This window comes from Photorhabdus asymbiotica (assembly GCF_003634575.1).
GTDB lineage: Bacteria > Pseudomonadota > Gammaproteobacteria > Enterobacterales > Enterobacteriaceae > Photorhabdus > Photorhabdus asymbiotica.
In genome coordinates this window covers 228343-248362 of sequence record NZ_RBLJ01000005.1, presented here as the reverse complement: position 1 = coordinate 248362, position 20020 = coordinate 228343, and the positions used below count along the sequence as shown (strand labels likewise).

The following is a 20020-nucleotide window of genomic DNA, read 5'->3' as shown; positions in this document are numbered from 1 at the left end:
GATTATTTATAACGTTTATACCCGTTATCTTTCAAGTTGCCTCTTTGTTGGCTGCACTCACTCACCCCGGTCACATAGTTATCTATGCTCCCGGGGATTCGCTCCCTTGCCGTCGCGATGCATCTTGAAATCCATTGGGTATATAGCATTAATTGGACAATAAAAAACAGAGATGCCAATCAATAACCATATTAATTGCCAGTTTTAATGATTTTCAGATGGAAAAATAAATTGAAAATGAATCATTATTGTTTGTTAGTTTATTTCAACAAGAATAAGTCGTAAGTGTTTATTTTTATTTGACTGTATTTTTATTCCCTATACAAAGCTGAATTTTTTGTTAAAATTTTAGGGCGTATTTTTAGTTCTATTGTGTGATTAATATAACCTTAAAATTATCAAGAGTGGTGTAATTATATCGTAAAACTCTCCCGGTAAATGAATGTATTACGAGGTTATTAGCAATAAGATAATAATTTATTTGCATAATTAAGCCTATTTTTATCTTAATTAGAGTGATGTTTTGAATAAAACGTTACGTTTGATTCTACTTATTTTCCAGTGAATAAATAATATCAGGAATATACTATGTCAGATGAAATGAAACAAGAATCGCCGGATGAAAATAATACCCGTATAACCCGTCCACTAAATGGCAAGGAATTTCTGGAAGGGTTAAATGATGGTCGGGAAATTTGGGCTTATGGTGAGCGTATCCACGATATTGCTAACCATCCTGCTTTTCAAAATCCAGCTCGCGCGGTGGCGAAACTCTATGATGCCTTGCACGATCCTGCTTACCGTGACGTACTGACTACAGCGACTGATACGGGTAGCTGTGGTGTGACACATCCCTTTTTTCGTATCCCGCGATCACAGGAAGACTTAATTGCTGATCGTGATGCTATCGCCGCGTGGGCGCGCATAAGTTACGGTTGGCTGGGGAGAAGCCCAGATTATAAGGCTTCGTTTCTTACCACACTGGGCGTAAATCCAGAGTTTTATGGTGATTTTGCTGATAATGCGAAAACCTGGTACACCCGTTCACAGGAACAAGTACTCTACTGGAATCACGCGCTGATTAACCCACCAATAGATCGTCATTTACCCGCTGATGAAATTGGTGATGTTTGTATTCATGTGGAAAAAGAGTGCGATGATGGCTTAATTGTCAGCGGTGCTAAAGTTGTTGCCACGGGGTCGGCGATCACTCATTACAACTTTATCGGCCATTATGGTTTACCGATCAAAAAACGAGAATTTGCATTGGTCTGTACATTGCCGATGAATTCACCGGGATTGAAATTAATTTGTCGTCCCTCTTATGCACTGGCGGCGGATAAAATGGGCAGTCCTTTTGATTACCCACTCTCTTCCCGTTTTGATGAGAACGATACCATTATTGTTTTAGATAAAGTGAAGGTCCCTTGGGAAAACATATTTATCTATGGTGATGTTGAGAAAACGTCGTCGTTCTTTGCTGAAGCTGGCTTTTTTCATCGGGCATTGTTACATGGTGTCACCCGATTGGCGGTTAAACTTGATTTTCTTTGTGGATTAATTATTAAAGGCGTTGAAGCGACGGGGACTCAGGCTTTTCGTGGTGTGCAAACACGTGTTGGTGAGGTATTGGCATGGCGTAATATGTTTTGGGCAATTAGTGATGCGATGGTTAAATCACCTCAACCTTGGCATGGGGATGCTTTATTACCGCGATCTGAATATGGCATGGCTTATCGTTGGTTTATGACACTGGGCTACCCGCGGATAAAAGAAATTATTGAGCAGGATTTAGGGAGTGCGCTGATTTATGTTAACTCTCATGCCAGAGATTTTACTAACCCGGAGCTTGCTCCCTATCTTAATAAGTATGTGCGTGGCTCAAACGGTTATAGCGCTGTTGAACGCGTAAAACTGATGAAACTGATTTGGGATTCTATCGGTACGGAATTTGCCGGTAGGCATGAATTATATGAGCGCAATTACTCTGGCAACCATGAAAATATAAGAATCGAACTGCTATTAACGGCCCAAGAATCAGGGCTAATGGATCAATTTAAGGGATTTGCTGAGCAGTGTATGAGTGAATATGATCTTCATGGTTGGATTGGTAACGATTTTATTTGGCCTTCCAGTCGCTAGGCTAAATCATAATCACGCACAACTATGATTTTATGTGCGTGATTATTACGGTGATTGCCTGCAACCTGATATTAGACTTTTCAGTGGATATTATTTTTCCTGAGGAAATATCAGATTAAGAACGATGGCTGTCAGACCACCAGCGGCAATACCGGAAGAGAGTAGCGTTTTCAGCCAATCAGGCGCGAATTGTAAAATAAGTGGCTGTTGAGCAACACCCATCCCAACCGCTAAAGATAGTGCAATAATCATAATTGCCCGGCGGTTAAGAGCCTCTCTGGAAACGATACGGACACCAGACGCGGCAATCGTACCAAACATCACGATAGTGGCACCTCCCAATACCGGTTCAGGGATCTGTTGTACAAAGCCTGCCACCGCAGGAAACAGACCTAACAGAATCAGCATCAACGCTACGGCATAACCCACATGACGGCTGGCAACGCCGGTTAACTGGATAACTCCGTTATTCTGTCCAAAGCAGGAGTTCGGGAAGGTATTGAATACGGCAGAAAGCATTGAATTTAGACCGTTAGCTAAAACACCGCCTTTAATACGCTTCATATATAGAGGGCCGCTGACCGGTTGTTCCGAAACGTCAGAGGTCGCGGTAATATCGCCGATGGTTTCCAGTGAAGTGACCATAAAAATTAGCATCAAAGGGAGAAGCAGATGCCAGTCAAAAGAAAGACCATAATAGAGCGGTGTAGGAATCGTTATTAATGAACTATTCTCCGGTACTGTTGCTTGTGGCAGCATGCCCATAAGCCAGGCGACAACATAACCGACCGACATTGCAATCACCAGAGAAGCGACACGTAGATAAGGATTACGCTGGCGGTTCAGCAAAACAATCACCGCCAACACAACACCGGCCAGAAACAGATTCTCTGGAGAACCAAAGGTGTGATTTTCGATAGCAGAGAATCCGCCACCGATCGAAGTTAATCCGACCTGAATAAGAGACAAACCAATAATCATCACAACAACACCGGAAACCAGCGGCGTGATAATTCTCCGGGCCAGATGTAATACGCGGGATAACAGAATTTCGGTAACGGATGCCAACATTAGAGTACCGAATAGTGCTGCCATCATGGTCGGGATGTCTGCTCCACCGTTTTTTAATGCCAGACCGCCCATAATCAATGGGGACACAAAGTTAAAACTGGTTCCTTGGATAGAAAGTAAACCAGAACCGACAGGTCCCCAGGCTCGGATCTGGATTAATGAAGCTATCCCTGAAGCAAACAGAGACATACTGATGATCCGCTGTGTATCGTGAGCAGGTAGCCCCAGTGCCTGACAGATTAAAATTGCTGGTGTGATAACAGCGACAAACATTGCCAGTAAATGCTGGCAGGCAGCAAACAATGTTTGTAGCAGCGGTGGCCGATCTTCTAAGCGATAAATCAATTCACTATCTGGTTTTTTCACGGGGATTGTTGCGGCTTGTTCAGGGGATGAGGTGAACATGGTGTGATTCCGGACTGACAAAAAACGCATTTTAATGATCAATCGTGTAAAAGCAATCGTTTGCTTAAAAATTCTGTTATTTATCATGATTTGCTCTGGTCACATTTTTATATGTTTTAACTTGTATTTGTTGCAGATTTTTTTTCTAATCCAGCGTTGCCTGCTTTTGGCGTTTTCTAAAGGATGAGTCTAACGTCGTAACTTACATAATTTTAACAATATAGCTGGGGTACATAGATGTATCATCTTGATGTTTATGGCACGCTTGTTGCGTCTGCATTAGTACTATTACTTGGGCGTAAACTTGTACAATCAGTTCCATTTCTTGAAAAATACACCATTCCTGAACCTGTCGCGGGTGGCCTGTTAGTTGCTCTGATTCTTTTAATACTTCAACAAACAACCGGCTGGGAAATCAGTTTTGACCTGTCTCTTAAAGACCCTTTGATGTTAACTTTCTTTGCCACTATCGGCTTGAATGCCAATCTTGCCAGCCTGAAAGCGGGTGGTAAGGTCTTGCTCACATTTGTCTTCGTCGTTGTTGGCTTGTTACTAGTGCAGAACACGGTAGGTATCGCGTTGGCTGAACTGCTGGGTCTGGACCCACTCATGGGCTTGCTGGCGGGGTCTGTTACGTTGTCTGGTGGTCATGGAACGGGGGCTGCTTGGGGTAAACTGTTTAGTGAGCGTTATGGTTTTGAAAATGCAACCGAAGTTGCAATGGCTTGTGCGACTTTCGGTTTAGTATTGGGTGGTTTGATTGGTGGTCCGGTGGCTCGTTTCCTGGTGAAAAATACCAAAACCCCAGGACTCAGGGCCGACGATACCGAAGTGCCAACCGCATTTGAAAAACCTTATACCGGGCGGATGATCACCGCATTGGTGATGTTGGAAACGATCGCCTTGATCGCTATCTGCCTGATGGCAGGTAATTTTGTCTCTGAATTTTTGCAAGGTACATGGTTTGAACTACCAACATTCGTCTGTGTGCTGTTTATCGGGGTTATCCTGAGTAACAGCCTGTCGGTGTTAGGTTTTTATCGGGTATTTGACCGAGCGGTTTCTGTATTGGGTAACGTAAGCCTTTCCCTGTTCCTGGCAATGGCGTTAATGAGCTTGAAATTGTGGCAGATGGCATCGTTGGCATTACCGATGTTGATCATTCTCACCATCCAGGCCATCGTTATGGCGCTGTATGCAATTTTTGTCACCTATCGGGTGATGGGGAAAAACTATGACGCTGCGGTGCTGGCGGCGGGTCACTGTGGTTTTGGCTTGGGCGCGACACCTACCGCCATTGCGAACATGCAGGCGATTACCGATCGCTTCGGCCCATCTCATGTGGCGTTTCTGGTGGTGCCGATGGTTGGGGCATTCTTTATCGATATCGTTAACGCGATTGTGATTAAACTCTATCTGCTGTTGCCGGTATTCCCGGCGGTGTAGGGTAAATTAGCTAGATACTGCACCAGCTATACAGTTGGTGCAGTATTGTTGTTGTGTTCTTTGATTAGGCAAGAACCGTCATAGTTTCACTGTCAAAACGACAATACAACGCAATATATTCGCAGTTTGTAAATCTTTTTTCACTCATGAGCTTAATCGGTTTTCTCTGGCCTGCTCTTGACGGAGCAAATGATTTTTAGAGACTAGCTCGTCAAACGAGAGCGTTTCTGGTGAGATGGTCTTTTACTGTGTTTTACTTATAATTTAGCGCATTCAAATGTAGTAAAAAGGATGGGCAACGATGAAGCTTTTCAACGCATTGGGGTTTCATTGGGACCGGTCTGCGGTTCCTCTTATTGTTCCGATTCATTCTATTGAGCGGGTATGCTTTCGTTTTCACCGGATGCTACCGGAGTTTGTTTGGGATGCCAGCGTGCTTGAAGGCAATCCCTTCACCTTCCCAGAAGTGAAAACATTGTTGGACGGTGTAACCGTCGGTGGTAGGAAGGTTTCTGATCAGGAGCAAGTACTGAATCTCGCAGAAAGTTCCAGATGCCTGTTATCTCTGGTGAAAAAAGGTCAATTTGAGTTGACCAAGGCTACGTTTACTGAACTTCATAGTATAGTTGCCCGTAATGAAGCTTTGGAATGGGGAGCGTTTCGTGGGGAAGGCCGAGAGATAAACTACACTCCAGACGTTGGACTGGGTGAATATGGTCGCCACACGCCGTTGCCTACTGAGCCAGACGCACCAGAGTTGAATCGCGTTTTTCACGAAGGTATTGCTGTGTTGAGTGAATGTCAGCCTTTTGAACAAGCAACTGCATTCTTTCTTTTCGGGGCGTTACAGCAATTCTTCTTTGACGGTAACAAACGCACTTCACGTTTTATGATGAATGGTATCCTGATGTCGAATGGCATCGATGCAATCAGTGTACCTGCGGCAAAATTGCATGAGTTCAATGAAAAAATGGTCCGCTTCTACCTGAGCAAAGATGCCACTGAGATGATGATGTTTCTTATGGATTGTCATCCGGATAAAGTGGCAAATCCCGATTTTTTTAAATGATCATAAAATGGTTTCTGGTATAAGCCTATGGCGGGATTTCACTTTGTTTACCTGCCATGTGTAATTCATTTACCAGCGATTCTATACTCCACTTATAGCAAAAAATTTTATTGCATTACAAATGTTATGCAATAAAATGTAATACAAATGTCATTACAGGAGATAACGTTATGAGTACTATTCAGATCAGAGTTGATGAAGAACTTAAAAAAAGTGCGTATCAGACATTTGAGAAACTGAACTTATCGCCATCCGATGCGCTGCGTCTCTTTCTGCGCTATGTTGTCGAGAATGAAAAGCTGCCGTTCGCTGAAGTTTCCGTTATGGTGGCAGATCATGATGAAGATGCAGAGATCTTAGCAGTGGTACGTAACCGTCTTAAAAATCCCGCTAGACGTATCAGGGTAAACCTTGATGATATTTAATATCGATTTCGACGAACGAGCCTTGAAAGAGTGGTGCAAACTGGATCAGACCATACGCGATCAGTTTAAAAAGAAGCTACGGAAGTTACAGAACAATCCCTATATTGAGTCAGCCAGATTGCACGGTGATCTGGCTGGCTGCTTTAAAATTAAGCTCCGTTCTTCAGGCTTTCGTCTGGTTTACCAAGTGATAGAAGAAGAGATCGTAATCTGGGTGATAGCTGTTGGTAAACGGGAAGATGAGAAAACTTATGAAATAGCTTGTAAACGAATTATATAATAAATATACCACAATGAGATCGCTCCAACGCTACTGATTGTTTTGTCATGAATTAAATAAAGTATCCCACGTTTTATGCTCTTCATTATATACCCAATAGATTTCGAGTTGCAGCGCGGCGGCAAGTGAACGAATCCCCAGGAGCATAGATAACTATGTGACTGGGGTGAGTGAAAGCAGCCAACAAAGCAGCAACTTGAAAGATGAAGGGTATAGATGATTATGTGGATCTTGCGTCTAATGCAACACCGCCAACACTTCAATACCAGTCGGAACTTCCCGGTAGTAAATAATGTGGCTCTCTACGGGGAAACTCAGTACACCTAAACAAAGGTCCTCACTGCGATCACGCGGGGGATGGGTGACGATCAAGAATTTCCGTCATAGTCACACGTAACGAAGTTGAATAAGCTTCCGCGACATTCGCCCCCCATCGACGCATAGAATAGAGTTTGATTGCACGAATATGCTCTCTGGCTTTCTTAGTAAACCGGACACTCATCCTTAAGCCTTACCTTCAAGTTCATCAACTGTCAACGGTGCAAATACATCATCAATACTATGCAATTCGCCACGATCAGCTTGTGCAATAGATTCAGCCAGAACGGCTTTTAAATTCTGTAACTTGAGCTGTGCGAACTGATCATACTCTTCGGGAGAGATAACCACGGCCACACGTTTACCATGCTTACTAATTTCCACAGGTTCACGCTGAACTTTCATAAGCAGATCACCAAACTGGTTCTTAGCTAGTTGTGCGGGAATAATTTCCATACATCACCTTCCGTCTAAAATGGCTCGAATAGCTATTATGGCTAAAAGTGCATGGAGCTACCAATAATTAAAATAGCCAACCGCCAACCAAGATGACTTTTTGGGTACCTACGGGCAAATCACAGTGTCGTCGCTTGGGGTAACTCATCTTCGGGCAGCAGTATTCCGCCGGAAATTGCACAATTACAAGATATCGTTAGCCTAAGTGCGTCAAAAAATGCATTCGCAGTCTTACGGAGGAATGGTCAGATGGTGGCTTGGAATACTAATAACGATAATATAGTACACAGTGAATATGATGATTAATCCATTGTCATTATGAATCACTAAAAAACACTAAAACTAAGGCTGAGCTATAATATCCCGGCTTAGCCTATTGTTTATTTAATTTGAAATATTAGCTCTCCCGTATTTTGTTATTACCAAAACTACTTTTTAAATAAATATAAAAAGAAAATAATTTTACCCAATAGTTTGTAAAATAAATATTAAAAACCTCAAAATAACTGATTTCTTATAATCTATATACAACGGGTATTACGACAAAAACCTCAATAATTTCTTATTCCCTGTTTTACAATTAATTATTAGTAAATTGAGTCACGTGTTCACGTAATAACGGCAATGAATATGTATATCTCCTCTAAATTCTTCTGTTCAAAATTAGTGAATTCACATATATACCCGTCATCTTTCAAGTTGCCTCTTTGTTGGCTGCACTCACTCACCCCAGTCACATAGTTATCTATGCTCCTGGGGATTCGTTCACTTGCCGTCGCGCTGCAACTCGAAATCTATTGGGTATAGGTATTTCCCACCTCAAATAAATAATATATTACCAATTAAACGAAATAATTTAAAGCAAGTTCTATAGCAGAGCATCTTAATTATGGGATAAAACCAGATATCCGTATTTTTGGTTGCGTTGAGAAACGAAAAGCCCACTCCGATATATTCTCAATCATGCATTACTATAATGTGTCCGTTCCGGTAACCAGCGTTCAATTAGGGCACGGGCATGTTCAGGATAGCGCTGGTGAATATGCCGGGCAATACGTTGAACTTCCGGCAACATTCCCTGATCTCTTAGCAAATCAGCCACCTTAAATTCTGCATTCCCAGTTTGGCGTGTTCCTAATAGCTCCCCGGGACCACGAATTTCCAGATCTTTTTGCGCGATAACAAAACCATCATTACTGTCTCTAAGCACTTGCAGGCGTATTCTGGCAGTACTGCTCAGCGGCGTTTTGTAAAGTAGGACACAATGGGAGGCAATAGCGCCACGGCCAACTCGTCCACGTAACTGATGAAGTTGCGCCAAGCCAAGCCGTTCCGGGTTATCAATGATCATCAAACTGGCATTAGGTACATCCACGCCCACTTCAATAACCGTTGTTGCAACCAGAAGCTGTAGCTCTCCACATTTGAAAGCCTCCATCACTGCCAGCTTTTCTGCGGCTTTCATTCGGCCATGCACCAACCCAACTTTTAATTCTGGCAAGGCGAGCGTCAATTCTTCACTTGTGACTTGTGCCGCTTGAGCTTCCAACACATCAGAATCTTCAATCAGCGTACAGACCCAATAGGCTTGCCTGTTTTCATCAAGGCAGGCATTTTTGATTCGTTTGATCACTTCTTCGCGGCGCGTATCCGGGATCGCAACCGTTGTGACTGGTGTTCTCCCCGGTGGCAGCTCATCAATAATAGAAGTATCGAGATCAGCATAAGCAGTCATTGCTAAGGTTCGGGGAATCGGGGTAGCCGTCATAATCAATTGATGAGGATGAAAACCCTGTTCGCGTCCTTTTTCCCACAAAGCCAGACGTTGATGCACACCAAACCGATGTTGCTCATCAATAATCACCAGTGCCAGACCGGAAAATTTCACCTGCTCCTGAAACATGGCATGCGTACCAACAATCATGGCGACTTGGCCGCTGGCAATGGCTTCTTGCTGTTTCTGACGTGCTTTTCCTTTTTGCTTACCCGCTAGCCAACCGATCTGAATATCTAAAGGTTCCAGCCATTGCCGGAAGGTATTAGCGTGTTGCTCTGCCAGTAATTCAGTCGGCGCCATTAAGGCGACCTGTTTACCATGAGCAATGGCACGTAACGCTGCTAGCGCGGCAACCAGCGTTTTTCCTGAGCCAACATCGCCCTGAATCAGTCGCATCATAGGTATATCTTTTGCCAGATCCTGCTCAATTTCCGCTACAACCCGTTGTTGCGCATTAGTTGGCGTAAATGGCAGACGATTAAGGAATTGCTGTTTTAACTTGTTTTCAGTCGGCAGCGACTGTGCATGATAGCGTTGTGCTCCCACCTTAACTTCTAACATACTCAAATGGTGAGCCAGCAGTTCTTCCAGGATCAAACGGCGATGAGCTGGGTGTTTGCCGGTTTCCAGATCAGCCAGCACAATATCTGGTGTGGGACGGTGCAGAGTATGTAATGCTTGTGGCAGGCTAATCATCGAACGGCTTAACTCTTCCGGTAAGAGTTCGTTGATAGCACAGGTATCAAGCAATTGCAGGGCCTGCTCAATCAGCTTACGAAGAGTCGCCTGACGAATCCCTTCCGTCGTGGGATAAATAGGCGTTAATGTTTCTTGAAGCCGTACATTTCCAGCATAAGTTTGAATCTTATACTCAGGATGGATAATTTCCGCTCCCTGACTACCTCTTCTGATTTCACCGTAAGCAACGACCTGCTTGCCTTTTGCTAGATTGTTTTTCATTGCCGCAGAGAAATTAAAAAAACGTAGTGTGAGTACACCGGTGCCATCACTGATTTGGCAGATCATCATCCGGCGGCGGCCAAAAATAATATTGGTATGGAGAATTTCACCTGTGACTGTGGCAGAGATACCCGGTAGAAGATCATTAATCGTATAAAGGCGGGTTTGGTCTTCGTAACGCAGGGGGAAGTGCAATAGCAGATCCTGTAAGTTGATCAGGCCCATTTTTGCCAGTTTAGCTGCCTGACTTGCCCCGACTCCATGCAGGGAAGTTAAAGGGATGGCATCAAGCAGTTGGCCTTTCATACGATTTTTTTCTCCATTGATGGCATGGCAGTTCGTCATGTTGCATGGGTTACGAACCGGTCTTGCTTATTCTCCATAATAATACAGACCGGGTTAATGTAAGCAACGTAATATTTTCCTAATAATTGGTTGAAAATCATGTCAATACATTGCGGTTAAACACCTGCAATCATCAAGGTTATGTATCGTGTGCTAACGCTTGTTGCATCTTTGCTTGGTTCAACCAAATTTAACAGCGAGTTCATAAGATGAAAAAATAATCAAAAAAAGGTGTTTAAATCCTACCTCTCATCTGTATAACCCTCTGTAGCCCCGGTGAACAACATACCATTTGGGCAAATTAATGGTGTGTATTTTATTTCCGGATTTAGTCTGTTTCTGGCTTATGTCTCGAAGTTGGAAATAGTTCTGTCAGGGGATAACCGCTGGGTTGTGCTATCTAATATGTTTGGAGAAATAATCATGGGCCAAAGAAAATATCTGACTCAGTCGGAAGTAGAAAGCATGCTGGAAATGGCGAAAGTCGGTGCTAATCCAGAGCGGAACTATTGTCTGGTGTACATGAGTTTTATCCACGGTTTTCGTGTCAGCGAAGCCAGACATTTACGATTATCTGATATGGAATTGAACGAAAGATGCCTGTATATCCGGCGACTAAAAGGGGGATTTTGTACCAACCATCCCCTATTGCGTCGTGAAATTCGGGCAATTAAGGCGTGGCTCAAAGTACGCAAAACTTTTTTGGGGGCAGATAGTGATTGGCTGTTCTTGTCTCGTTCCGGGAAGCCGCTGACGCGTCAGCGGATTTACCAGATTATTAGCCGATTAGGGCAACTGGCGAATATTGCTGTCGTTCCGCATCCGCATATGTTGCGTCATGCCTGTGGTTTTGCCCTTGCAGACCGGGGAGTGGATACCCGACTGATACAAGATTATCTTGGACATAAAAACATTCGTCATACTGTACGTTATACGGCGAGTAATGCTGAACGTTTTCAAGGAGTTTGGGGAATGAAGGGCAAACGTTAATCATTACAATTAGGACCAATTTGACAAATTTATGTACAACCGAGTGTTGCTGTTTATCAGCAAATGATATGTAAATCTATGTTGGACTTTTGTTCGATGGTTAAGTGGAATTAATGAAATGAAAAAGATATTAAAGATAAGCGCGGTGGCAGCGCTGGTTATGGGGGCAGCTTCGGCTGCTTTGGCAGCAGGTGAGGCGACTGAGGAGGGACATGTGGGGAAGAATACCATGGTAACGATTACAGGTAACGTTGTGGCTGCGACGTGTGATGTAACCAGCCCTAATGCAAACGGGAAAGTGAATTTGGGGAATGCTTCGGAAAACGCATTTTTAGCTAGCGCCTTTACGGATCAAAAAGGCATCGTATCTTATGCTAAGGAGTCTTCTAGACCAATTACTATCGCTCTTAGTAACTGTGATGACAAGAATACCGTGGCAGACAAAGTTCAATTGCATGTGACAGGACCAGTGTTAGGTGGATCGAATAACCTCATCTTTAATAACAGTGAAGATGGTAAGAATGTAGGCGCAATACTAACTTATAAGGATAAAGATGCTAAAGAAACAGTTGTCTCAAACAATAGCAATGTCCTTCTGGGAGCTAAGGGGTCTACGGGCGCAGAGTTTAATGGTCAGTCCATAACATTTACTGCGTATATGGCATCAATAGTCCCTAAGCCGGGATCAAATCAGCACGTTAATGCCCCTATCACCTTCTCCTATGCATATAACTAACGTTTATGTGGTTTTAGCCTGAGGAGCACCTCCTCGGGCTTCTTTGGCGAAAAATTTTAGATGATTGATGATGCCTTTTATTAGGCAGTTACTGGCGGGCAGAGCCAAAATAGTGAGAAACAAAAGATGATCAATAAACTCCGACTTCCCAACATCATAGTAAAAAGCCTTATATTGGGTGCGTTTCTGTTCGCGTCGCAGAGTCAGGCCGAAGGCGGATTTGGCATCGATGTTACGCGCATTATTTTCTTACAGGATAAAGCCGAAGCGACGACGGTATCGGTGCGCAATACAACAACCAATATCCCTTACCTAGTGACGACTAAAATTACTCGCACCGTTGATGGTAAGGGTAAAGCGCCATTTTACGTCTCTCCTCCTTTGTTCCGTTTGGAGCCTAAAGGAACCAATGTCCTGCGCATCTTAGGCGATACCAGTAAGTTGCCGACTGACAGAGAAAGCGTCTTTTATTTTAATGCCTCTGCTATTCCCGGTAGTAATAATCCGCCGGGCCAGCGCTTTGAAAGCGCCAAAATTGGCGGTGGGATAGCTTATGCCATCGGCAATACCATCAAACTATTTTATCGGCCAACGGGATTGGTGGGAACGCCGGAGCAGGCATACAAAGCCCTGCGCTTTACCCATGCTCCCGATGGCATTCAAGTTAGCAACAATTCGCCTTATCACATCAGCTTTACCCAGATCAAAGTTGATGGCGTACCTGTGAAGTTTTCTGAAAGCCATCCACAAATGTTGGCGCCTTTCAGTAGCCATGTTTATCCCGCTCAAAATAATCAGAATAAAAAGAAAGTGGAATGGGCGGTGATTAGCGATCTCGGCGGTGGAGAGAACTTCAATGGTGAAATTCAGTAAAGCCGATATCTCAAGGATTCAGCGTGTACGCAGATACCTGAATTACATCGGCATAGGAGGAATTCTGTGGCTCTCTTCGGGTCCCTTGTGGGCAGCGAATTCTGCCATCGCCACATTTAAGGCCGACATTGCCTACGGAACGTGTGATGTCACTGTGGATAACAATAATATCGATTTGGGCAAAGTGCAATTTGCCAGCTTGGTATCAGGGAACGCCTACGGGGAAACCAATCTCACTCTGAGAAATTGCTCAGATGTGATCGATGCAAATAGGGTTGCTCCTGCGATTACCATTACCGGAGAGCATTTTGGTACAAATGATAACACGCTGTTTCGTAGTCAAAAAAGCGAAGATTCGGTTTCAAAGGCCGTGGGCGTCACGGTGCGTTTGAAGAAGCTTAATGGAACGGAGTGGTCCTCAAATATAGCGGATGGTGAACCATTTTATCTGGCGGATAAAGGCACAGTCATAAACGATCAAACTCCTTCTGTGCCGGTGAGATTTTCACTGGTATGCGCCCCGGCAGCCGGGGAGACGGTAATGGTCTGTAAAAAGCCAGGAAAAATCTATGCCAACGTGAATTTTACATTTGATTATCGTTGAGTTTGCAGCGCGGTTCATTAACAGAAGAGTTGTAAACGAGTGAGTTTAAGGTGAACACAAAGTGACAAGGCAAGAAAAAAACAGAGTGGGCGACCAACCAGCTTTTCTGAGTAATGGCGGCTGCTCGACGTTGCGTATCGTGGTACTCCGGTTTTGTTGGGGGGTTATGTTAGCTGCGCTGTTCTTGGCAGGCAGCGTTATGGCTGAATCCGAAGATCCTAAACCCCCATTCCCATCGACGAAATCGAGTGGGATAAACGTAGATCTGTTCATAACTGTTGTGCCTGAACCTTGTGACGTAGGGATCAGTGGTGATGATATCAATGGCTCGGAGCTGAATTTCGGCTCGTTGCCAGCGGCGGAGTTCAGTCAGGCAGGGCATATATCAAACCCCAGGAGATTTAATCTGGAATTAACCAATTGTGGTGATCCGGATGTTTCACCGAGTAGACCTGTTATCACTGTGTCAGGAAACACCATCGACGCTGAACAAGGTTCAATATTCCGTGGTCCTGTCTCTGGTTCCTATGATAACGCCTCTGAGGGGTTGGGGTTTATTGTTCATTTAGGAGGTGAAGGGAAAATAGATTGGGGTAACTTGGTAATAAATAATCATGAGAATCGCCTTGATTCGCTATTTTTTGATGATGGTCGTGCACAGCTTCCGGTAACAGTAGCGGTTGCGCGTGGAAAAGATAGTAAGGTTATTCGACCTGGCTCATTAATTGCGCGAGTTGCGTTTACCTACTCTTATCCGTGAGATGTGGTTTATCACGGATGATAAAAATGGGGAATTAGGGGGGGAGCGGAGAGTTAAATGAAAGCGAAAAATAACACTCTTATAAACCGTGAGTTAATAACATGTCACAGCAGAGCGAAATATTCGTTACTCATCATGATACTGATTGGATGGATCATTGGTTGTGTGTCTTTGTCGGTTCAGGCGGATGGTAAGAATATTGAGATCACAATTAAAGGCAATCTGTTACGTCCGACCTGTGCATTGAGTGTAAACGGCAAGTATGGCGGATCTAGTGGTGGTAGTTATGACGATACTATGCCTCAGGTCTATGCGAATCAACTTAGAAATAGCAAATATGTAGAAAGTTCAGCCTTAGATTTGGAAGTTCAGCTCAGTCACTGTAGTCCAGGTCAATCGCCAGCTTTATACATATGGAGTCTGTATGCTGGCAACTCAGATGATTCGGAACTGTTCATGCCTGCGGATGGGACTGCTAGTGCCGAAGGAGTGGGGATTAGGCTATTGGACGTTAGCACCAATCAGTTTGTTAAGGTGAAACCTATTAATGATCCGTTTAAGGTGCCGCTACCGTCCGCGGGGGATGGAACAACGAGGACGTTCCGGGCTTATGTCGGAGGTTTAGGTGATAAAAATAATCCAGCAACGTGTAAAAGTGACGGTACCAATGTGTTATGCGGAGGAACTGCGAATGTGCAGATACATTTTGAGTTTTCCTATGAGCACTTGAAGTAGATAAAACGTTATAAGCCGGGTGTATTTGAGGAGGAATGTCTGAGATGAAGTGGGATATATGAAAAAGCTGATAGTCATGGGGATGCTGGGGATATGGGCGGTTGTGGCGTCGTCATCAGCACACGCAGGTCTTATGTTGAGGAAGACACGCATTATTTATCAGCAGGGCGACAAGGTGCAAAGCATCTCACTGCAAAATTCAGGCGAAGAGGTCTATCTGGTACAAGCTGCGGTGACGCCGTGGGATAACCCAAATACTCGTTCATCGGAGTTTACTGTGTTGCCCCCGTTGTTCCGTATGGAGGGCAATAGCTTGAATGTGATGCGGGTTATGCGTACCGGCGGTGATTTTCCTGATGATCGTGAGTCTCTGTTTCGTTTTCGGATTAATGCGATCCCAGCGAAGAAAACAGTTGATAACGGCCAGGAAAATAGCAGCGGCAAACAAGATGAGATTGGCGCGTCGCTGTCTATCTCGTTGGGGATGAACATTAAACTTATCTACCGGCCGGATAAGCTGCCGATGACACCGGAACAGGCCCGGGGTCGGCTGACGTTTACACAATCAGGCAATAGTGTGGTAGTGACCAACCCAACGCCGTATTACCAGACTTTTGCTCAACTGAAATTTGACGGCAAGGCGGTGGATTTTGACAAAGCCCCGTCAATATTGGTCCCTTTCGGCCAGACCACTTTTCCCTTGGCGGGCAAAGCTGGAAGTAAGGTGGAATGGTCGATGATCACTGATATCGGCGGGGTGAGTAAGTTACAGAGCGGTACGTTACAGGCTGGCTGAGTATATTTTGAGATTGGAAGAGCATCACATGGCGGAACGTAAGGTTTCAATAAAGCAGAGGGTGACGTCTGTGTTATGCGCTCTGGCAATGATATTACCGGTTTTGCCACTGAGGGCGGAAGAGGCTCTGATGGGGGCATTATATATCAATGATGCCCGTGTGCTTTACCTTGAATCATTCAACAATGGGGTTCCTTCAACATTCATTAATAACAGCGACAGCAATTATCTGATTCAGTCAACGGTACGGGAATTGGACCCTGCCACCGGTTTACCGCTGGATATTAAGGCGCCATTTATCGTGATTCCGCCTATTGCCAAGGTGGATGCGCATGAACGGCAGGTGCTGAAAATCCTTCGTACTGGTGGGGATTTTCCTAAGGATCGGGAATCTCTGTTCTTTCTCAATGTGCGTATGTTGCCTTCTGAGAAACCATCATCGGTATCTAAAGGTTTCTCAGGCAAGGTGAAAATGACGACGGCTTTAGCGGTGAAGGTGTTCTATCGTCCTGAAGGATTGCCAAAAGAGGGCGTTGCCGGCGCAGTGAAACAATTAAGCGCGTCAGTAAAAGAGAGTGTTGTAACGCTGACTAATCCGTCACCGTTTTGGATCACATTGCAGGCTTTACATGTAAGTTCGTTTGCCGTACCGGAGCAGGATTTATTTAGGATGGTGCCGCCATTTGGTCAGCAGAGCTGGTCACTGCCGGTGGGCAAAGTACTTCCTGGTAATAATGTCACGATATCGTGGCGTGCCATTGATGAATTCGGCTTAGGCACCGATGAAGAGAGTCGATCTATTACTGTATCTGGCAGTGGTTAATAACTGGTTAATAGCAAATATGGTTAATAGCAAATATGGTTAATAACAAATGTGGCTAATAGCAATATTACAGATACCGACAGAGTAGATATGAGTTAAATATATTTAAATAAGAGATGGCGACTTTAATAATGAAAATGTTAATTCCGATGATAAATTGCTGTTTAGAACGGCCGCCTATTTATCATCGTGTAAATCAAAATATTTCTATTTCTCTGGTTTTATTAAAATGCTCAGTGAAATTACGCCTTTCTCTCATTTTCTGTCGGATGGTGCTGGTATTTCTGACTGGATGGGGTGTGCAGGCGACAGCGCGTGATTATTTTGACCCGGCCTTGTTGGACTTTGGTTCGAATTCAGGACAACCGGTGGATTTATCACAGTTTGAAACTGCCGGAGGTCAGGCACCTGGGACTTATCGGGTAGACATTTACGTGAATGGCACTTTTTTTGATTCACGGGATATTACATTCCAGCGTAATGGCGACAGTGAGCTGGTTCCGGTACTTACCCCAGATTTGTTAGAGACCGCGGGTGTCAATATTAGCGATACACCGGCATTAAAAACGTTGCCGGCGGATAAGCCGATAGAGAGTCCGTTAGATAAATTTATTCCCCAAGCTACGGCTCGCCTCAACTTTTCCCAGATGCGGTTAAATTTGAGTATCCCCCAAATAGCGATGAAGCCTTCAGCCAATGGTCAGGTTGATCCGAAGTTATGGCAAGAGGGCATCCCGGCTTTTATATTGAATTACAGTATTAATGGCAGTCAGAATCGACGTTCACAGTTTGGTAATAAACAGGCTAATCAGAGCTTATTCGGTAGCTTCAATTCTGGATTGAATCTGGGGGCTTGGCGTCTTCGTAACACGGCGACCTATTCTTATAGTACTCAAACTTATAACCGGTATGACTCACTTAATGACGCAATGAAAAAAACCACTCAATCCCAGCAAAGATGGAACTTCCTGCAAACCTATTTGCAGCGGGATGTGGTGGCGTTACGCAGTGATCTGACGATAGGGGATACTTCGACCGGCAGTGTGGCGGGTCAGGTATTTGATGGTTTCCCTTATCGTGGGATTGGGCTGGCCACCAGTGATTCGATGATACCGGGTAGGCAGAGTGGTTTTGCTCCAATTATCAGTGGGATAGCTAAATCTAATGCTCAGGTGACGGTGACGCAAAATGGCAGTGTCATTTATCAAACCAATGTCGCGCCAGGTCCATTTCGTATCACGGATTTGGTGGGTAGCAGTACCGGCGGGGATTTGCAGGTAACGATAACCGAGGCTGATGGTACCCATCATGGGTTCAGTCAGGCTTATTCTAGCCTGCCGATGATGTTGCGGCAGGGTCAATTCAAGTATGAAGCGGCAGCAGGGCGCTATCACAGTAGTGGGTATAGTAGTGGCGGGCATAAGCCAGTATTCGGCATGGTCTCCATGATTTATGGTCTGCCCGGCAACGTCACGGTATACGGTGGTGGTTTGGTTGCGCAATCGTACCAGTCCGCAGCGCTGGGGACCGGGCTTTCCCTTGGTATGATGGGGGCGTTATCTGCGGATATCACCACTTCTCGGGCCAGATTGAAAAATATGGCTGACATCCAGCGCGGAGAATCTTACCGCGCTAAATATTCGAAAAGTATGCTGACCTCTGGCACGACGGTGGATTTAACTGCGTACCGCTATTCCACACGTAATTACCTTAGTTTTTCCGATGTTAATACCCAAGGTTACACGGTTTGGGGGGAACTCCCTTCCTGGATGTCTCAACGACGTCGTAGCAGTTGGCAAATGAGGTTGAGCCAGTCATTGCCGGGTAACTATTCCCTGTGGCTCAGTGGTCAGCGGGATAACTACTGGGGCAGTTCTAAAACTAACACCACCCTGTCGATGGGATTGAATGGTTCTTTCTACCGTGTGGGCTGGGGACTCAATTACAGCATTGATCGCATACGTGGCAACGGCGACTGGCCTGAGAACCGGCAAGTCTCGTTGAACGTCAACATTCCTCTCAGTCTGTTCGGCTCCTATGCAGCGCTGAACAATGCCTACGCCAATTATAGCTTGTTCCATGATAGTACCGGGCGCAGCAGTAACCAGTTAGGTTTGGGCGGTTCATTGCTGGATGACAATAGCTTGTCTTGGAGTGTATCGCAAAGTCAGGCTAATAAAGGGCAGGGGAACAGCGGTTCAGTGTCAATGGGATACCGTGGCTCCCTTGGGCAGGCCAGTTTGGGATACAACTACGATTCGTCGGGAGGGCGAGGTGTGAACTACGGGGTTAGTGGCGGATTGATCGCCCATCAGCATGGCGTCACTTTGACATCGCGGGTTGGTGATGCTGCGGTATTGGTGCGGACCTCGGGGGTTGGCGGTATTCGTGTGATGAACTCCGACTCGATTTCGACTAATCGCTGGGGATATGCGGTGGTGCCTTATGCTCAGACCTACAGCCGTAATAGTATCAGTTTAGATCCGTCATCGCTGCCGGAGGGGGCCGATATGGCACAGGGTAGCAAGAACGTATTCCCGACGAAAGGGGCGGTTGTGATGGTGGATTACCCCGTGCGTATCGGGCAGCAATTGCTGATGAATTTGCTCTATCACGGTAAGCCGGTACCGTTTGGAGCAATGGCGAGGCTTAAAGGGGATACAACAACAAATCTGGCGGCGATAGTCGGGGAAGGCGGACAAGTGTACCTGAGCGGCATGCCCCCCAACGGGGTACTCAAAGTGAAGTGGGGCAGCGCGCCGGATAGTCAATGTGAGGTGGTGTTTAACCTGGGGCCTCCTCCGGTAAAAGCGAAGAAAGATAAGAGCTGGAGTCCCATGAGGCAATTGAACGAAACCTGCCGTTAAGATGAGGCGGAATGTTGTGGATCTGCGCTGATAACCTGATGCGGAAAACCATAGTTATTAGAGGCATAGTTATTAGAGGCATAGTTAATTAGAGGGGAACCTCTGAAAGGTGAGTGTAATCTGGCCGGGATGGAGTGATATC

At 45.1% G+C, this 20020-nt stretch carries 20 protein-coding genes; 14 read left to right on the top strand and 6 right to left on the bottom strand.

Going from position 1 to position 20020, the window contains the following annotated elements; all coding sequences use genetic code 11:
* Positions 1 to 2 precede the first annotated feature (2 nt).
* The gene (locus BDD30_RS23805) at positions 3 to 179 is read right to left on the bottom strand and encodes a hypothetical protein (RefSeq protein ID WP_170152972.1); all 177 of its coding nucleotides are present in this window, start codon (positions 177 to 179) and stop codon (positions 3 to 5) included.
* A gap of 421 nt (positions 180 to 600) precedes the next feature.
* Here BDD30_RS23805 and BDD30_RS20830 point away from each other — a divergent pair, with 421 nt between their 5' ends.
* On the top strand, positions 601 to 2142 hold the full coding sequence (locus BDD30_RS20830; protein ID WP_041382637.1) for a 4-hydroxyphenylacetate 3-hydroxylase N-terminal domain-containing protein: 1542 nt from the start codon (positions 601 to 603) through the stop codon (positions 2140 to 2142).
* Between the two features lie 90 nt (positions 2143 to 2232).
* On the opposite strand, the gene BDD30_RS20825 is transcribed toward BDD30_RS20830, so the two are convergent.
* Positions 2233 to 3618: a uracil-xanthine permease family protein gene (locus BDD30_RS20825; protein WP_012776384.1), complete on the bottom strand. Its 1386-nt coding sequence runs from the start codon at positions 3616 to 3618 to the stop codon at positions 2233 to 2235.
* A 237-nt stretch (positions 3619 to 3855) separates the two neighbouring features.
* On the opposite strand from BDD30_RS20825, the gene gltS reads away from it, so the two are divergent.
* The 4 genes from gltS (at position 3856) to BDD30_RS20805 (ending at position 6838) form a co-directional block, all read left to right on the top strand.
* Entirely contained in the window at positions 3856 to 5064 is a 1209-nt protein-coding gene (gene gltS, locus BDD30_RS20820; RefSeq protein ID WP_012776385.1) for a sodium/glutamate symporter, read from the top strand.
* Positions 5065 to 5365: 301 nt separating this feature from the next.
* A complete protein-coding gene (locus BDD30_RS20815; protein ID WP_012776386.1) occupies positions 5366 to 6133 on the top strand; it encodes a Fic family protein in 768 nt (255 codons plus the stop codon).
* A gap of 170 nt (positions 6134 to 6303) precedes the next feature.
* The gene (locus tag BDD30_RS20810) at positions 6304 to 6558 is read left to right on the top strand and encodes a type II toxin-antitoxin system RelB/DinJ family antitoxin (protein ID WP_012776387.1); all 255 of its coding nucleotides are present in this window, start codon (positions 6304 to 6306) and stop codon (positions 6556 to 6558) included.
* Positions 6548 to 6838 (top strand): type II toxin-antitoxin system RelE family toxin, encoded by a 291-nt coding sequence (locus BDD30_RS20805; protein WP_012776388.1) that lies wholly within the window; start codon positions 6548 to 6550, stop codon positions 6836 to 6838. Before BDD30_RS20810 ends, BDD30_RS20805 begins: the two co-directional genes overlap by 11 nt.
* Before the next feature lie 346 nt (positions 6839 to 7184).
* Here the strand turns inward: BDD30_RS20805 and BDD30_RS24450 are convergent, their stop codons facing one another.
* The 4 genes from BDD30_RS24450 to recG all read right to left on the bottom strand — a co-directional run bounded on the left by BDD30_RS24450 (position 7185) and on the right by recG (position 10655).
* A complete protein-coding gene (locus BDD30_RS24450) occupies positions 7185 to 7340 on the bottom strand; it encodes a hypothetical protein (RefSeq protein ID WP_231849163.1) in 156 nt (51 codons plus the stop codon).
* A 2-nt stretch (positions 7341 to 7342) separates the two neighbouring features.
* Positions 7343 to 7612: a type II toxin-antitoxin system Phd/YefM family antitoxin gene (locus BDD30_RS20795; RefSeq protein ID WP_012776389.1), complete on the bottom strand. Its 270-nt coding sequence runs from the start codon at positions 7610 to 7612 to the stop codon at positions 7343 to 7345.
* A gap of 608 nt (positions 7613 to 8220) precedes the next feature.
* Entirely contained in the window at positions 8221 to 8349 is a 129-nt protein-coding gene (locus BDD30_RS24830) for a hypothetical protein (protein WP_282958058.1), read from the bottom strand.
* Between the two features lie 224 nt (positions 8350 to 8573).
* Complete coding sequence (gene recG / locus BDD30_RS20790; RefSeq protein ID WP_041382638.1) at positions 8574 to 10655, bottom strand: ATP-dependent DNA helicase RecG; 2082 nt, start codon at positions 10653 to 10655, stop codon at positions 8574 to 8576.
* A 462-nt stretch (positions 10656 to 11117) separates the two neighbouring features.
* On the opposite strand from recG, the gene BDD30_RS20785 reads away from it, so the two are divergent.
* The 9 genes from BDD30_RS20785 (at position 11118) to BDD30_RS20745 (ending at position 19878) form a co-directional block, all read left to right on the top strand.
* Positions 11118 to 11684 carry a tyrosine-type DNA invertase gene (locus tag BDD30_RS20785; protein WP_012776391.1) on the top strand — a complete coding sequence of 189 codons (567 nt, stop codon included), beginning with the start codon at positions 11118 to 11120 and terminating at the stop codon, positions 11682 to 11684.
* A 118-nt stretch (positions 11685 to 11802) separates the two neighbouring features.
* Entirely contained in the window at positions 11803 to 12420 is a 618-nt protein-coding gene (locus BDD30_RS20780; RefSeq protein WP_012776392.1) for a fimbrial protein, read from the top strand.
* A 174-nt stretch (positions 12421 to 12594) separates the two neighbouring features.
* The gene (locus BDD30_RS20775; RefSeq protein WP_231849164.1) at positions 12595 to 13293 is read left to right on the top strand and encodes a fimbrial biogenesis chaperone; all 699 of its coding nucleotides are present in this window, start codon (positions 12595 to 12597) and stop codon (positions 13291 to 13293) included.
* Positions 13277 to 13897 carry a fimbrial protein gene (locus tag BDD30_RS20770; protein ID WP_249039949.1) on the top strand — a complete coding sequence of 207 codons (621 nt, stop codon included), beginning with the start codon at positions 13277 to 13279 and terminating at the stop codon, positions 13895 to 13897. Before BDD30_RS20775 ends, BDD30_RS20770 begins: the two co-directional genes overlap by 17 nt.
* Positions 13898 to 13958: 61 nt before the next feature.
* Complete coding sequence (locus BDD30_RS20765; protein WP_012776395.1) at positions 13959 to 14657, top strand: fimbrial protein; 699 nt, start codon at positions 13959 to 13961, stop codon at positions 14655 to 14657.
* A 57-nt stretch (positions 14658 to 14714) separates the two neighbouring features.
* Positions 14715 to 15392: a fimbrial protein gene (locus tag BDD30_RS20760; RefSeq protein WP_041381464.1), complete on the top strand. Its 678-nt coding sequence runs from the start codon at positions 14715 to 14717 to the stop codon at positions 15390 to 15392.
* A 58-nt stretch (positions 15393 to 15450) separates the two neighbouring features.
* Positions 15451 to 16188, top strand: coding sequence for a fimbrial biogenesis chaperone (locus BDD30_RS20755; RefSeq protein ID WP_231849166.1), 738 nt, complete (start codon positions 15451 to 15453; stop codon positions 16186 to 16188).
* A 28-nt stretch (positions 16189 to 16216) separates the two neighbouring features.
* Positions 16217 to 17011, top strand: a complete 795-nt coding sequence (locus tag BDD30_RS20750) for a fimbrial biogenesis chaperone (RefSeq protein ID WP_012776398.1) — start codon at positions 16217 to 16219, stop codon at positions 17009 to 17011.
* A 131-nt stretch (positions 17012 to 17142) separates the two neighbouring features.
* Positions 17143 to 19878 (top strand): fimbria/pilus outer membrane usher protein, encoded by a 2736-nt coding sequence (locus tag BDD30_RS20745; protein ID WP_231849167.1) that lies wholly within the window; start codon positions 17143 to 17145, stop codon positions 19876 to 19878.
* Positions 19879 to 20020 lie beyond the last annotated feature (142 nt).